This window comes from Mesorhizobium sp. M2A.F.Ca.ET.037.01.1.1, assembly GCF_003998075.1.
Classification (GTDB): domain Bacteria; phylum Pseudomonadota; class Alphaproteobacteria; order Rhizobiales; family Rhizobiaceae; genus Mesorhizobium.
This window is the reverse complement of the sequence record NZ_RZSA01000989.1, coordinates 1-2350: the sequence shown is the minus strand read 5'-3', so window position 1 is coordinate 2350 and position 2350 is coordinate 1. Positions and strand designations below refer to the sequence as shown.

Here is a 2350-nt window from a genome sequence, read left to right as displayed (position 1 = left end):
CGCCGAGGCCGTGCAGCGCATGCTGATCGGGATTTCAGAGGCGCGGCTGGTCGTTGTGGCGACGCATGACCGGGAGCTTGCCGCCGCCGCCGACCTGGTTGTGGATCTCACCCGTGACGATACCGTCGAGGTGGCGGCATGAGCACAGCGTTTCAGTCATCGAACCGGAAGTCGTGGCGGCTGGCGACGGGCTTCGCCTTCACCGCGCTGGCCTGCGCCATATTGCTGGGCGGCGTGTCCGCTTGGCTGCTCGGCTCGGTGGCGATCGCCGGCCTTTCCGCCACCGCTTTCACTTTCAACTTTCACACCCCCGCGGCTTTCATCAGGCTGTTCGCGGTTGGCCGCACCGCCGCCCGCTATGGCGAGCGGCTGACCGGACACAAGGCCGCGCTCACCGATCAGATATCGCGTCGCGTCGAGCTGTTCGCCGCGATGGCGGCGGCGCCGGCGGTGCGCCGGGCCGGATGGCAGCTGGGCGACGATTCGCGCCTTGCCGACTATCTGGACGATGTCGAGGACCTCGACTTCGCCAGGCTGCGCGCCGGCCTGCCGGCTCTGACGCTTGCCTGCGGCCTCGCGGTCCTGGTCGCCGGCTCGGCGGTGCTGGCGCCTTTGTCCCTCCTGCCCATCATAGTCTTGCTGCTTGCCATCCTGTTCGCGGGGAACCGGGTGGCCAGAGCTGGCGCCATGGCATGGCGTGAGACCAGGTCGCTGCGCCGCGGGGGCGCGAGCCGGCTTGGCGCGGCCATGGCGTCAGCGGTACCCCTGAAGGCGGAGGGCGCCTGGAACCGCGAATGCACTGAGGCCCTTGCCGCGCTCTCTCGCGCCGACGCCGCGCAGCTTGCCCTTCGCCGGCTGCAGGCCATGCTGGACATGATCGGCGCGGCTTTCGGTCCGGTTGCCGGCGTCAGTGTGATGGCGGCTGCCTGGTATGCGGGCAGACAAGGCACGGAGCTTCTCGCGCCGATGCTGCTCGCCTTCTCCTGGCTGGCGCTGGGCGAAACCATGAATGGCGCATCGCGCATGCTGGTTGCCGTGCTCCGCCGCAACGCGGCTTGCGCCGAGATCGGCCAATGGACACGCGGCACCGCGGCCGGCAGGCGCGAATTCGCCCTGGATGACATCAAGCCCGCCCTGCTGCTTCATGGCGGCCTGCAACGCCGTGCACCCGACGGCCGGTCGATCGGAACGCCCATCTCTCTGCTCCTCGCGTGGGGCCAGCCGACACTGCTCGTCGGCGCAAGCGGTTCGGGCAAGACGAGCCTGCTCAAGCAGATCGCCGGCTGGATCGGCGACGATGCCTTCGCCACCGACGACCGCATCCTGTCGGCAGGCGAGCGGCGGGCGCTCGTGTCCCTCGTCCTGCACGACGCGGTCGTGCTGGAGGACACCGTCCGCGCCAATCTCTTCGCCGGCGATGTCCCGGATGCCGCGCTGTGGCGGGCGCTGGAAGCCGTCGAGATGGACGGCCGCATCCGCGACTCGGGGGGGCTGGACAGCTGGGTCAGGCAGGACAGGTTCTCGCTCGGCGAAGCGCAGCGCATCAACCTCGCGCGCGCCTGGCTGTCACCCCGACCCGTTGTGTTGCTTGACGAACCGACCGAGCATCTCGACGAGGCGCAGGGCGAGCGCATCCTCGAGCGGCTGCTCGCCCGCTTCAGCGATAGGATCGTCGTCGTCTCCACCCATCGCGCGCCGCCGCTTCGCGATGTCCGCACGATCGAGTTGCAGCCGTAATCACGCCGCCGAGCTGTCCTGCTCCAAGGCGTTCGGGTCGCCCGGCGCCGTCGCCCAGGCGAGCTCGACCAGCGTCACTGTGCGTCGCCCTGTGCCGTCGACCTGACAGACGATGAGGCCCTGCTCCTCGATATAGTCGAGCAGCCGCCGCGCGCGGCGCAGCGAATGCGAGCCGTAGGCCCGCGCAATCGCCGCGTCGCTCGGGCAAGGCCAGCCTTCCTTGGCGGCGCGGGCGATCATCATGAACACGCCCTGCATGTCCTCGGGCAGCAGCGAGGCGCGCACGGAGACGTCCCGCCAGGCATCGTCCTCGGCCATGTCGGAGCCGACGCCGGCACGCGCCCTGGTCAGCATTCGGCGGAATTCCGGAAGATCGGGCACCACCGAGGCAAGCCCTTCGATGCGGCAGCGGACCACGAACTCCTGATAGAGCACGCCGATGACGCGGAAACCCGCATCAGGCTCGGCCAGAATGGCGCGCAGGATGCGGTCCATGCGCTCGCGCCGTTCGGCCAGGTCCTCGGCGCTGGGCTGCGGCTCGGCCGGCTCAGGGCGTATCTCCAGCGGCGCGGCCTTGGCTGCCATCAGCTGGTCGAGGAGATCCGGCGAAGGC

1 protein-coding gene and 1 pseudogene are annotated in these 2350 nt (G+C 69.8%); one reads left to right on the top strand and one right to left on the bottom strand.

Annotation, left to right across the window (positions count from 1 at the left end):
- The first annotated feature begins 138 nt into the window (after positions 1–138).
- The gene (locus EOA27_RS32335) at positions 139–1737 is read left to right on the top strand and encodes an ATP-binding cassette domain-containing protein (RefSeq protein WP_127258267.1); all 1599 of its coding nucleotides are present in this window, start codon (positions 139–141) and stop codon (positions 1735–1737) included.
- On the opposite strand, the pseudogene EOA27_RS32330 reads toward EOA27_RS32335, so the two are convergent.
- Positions 1738–2350, bottom strand: a pseudogene (locus tag EOA27_RS32330) (ATP-binding protein); the annotation flags it as partial.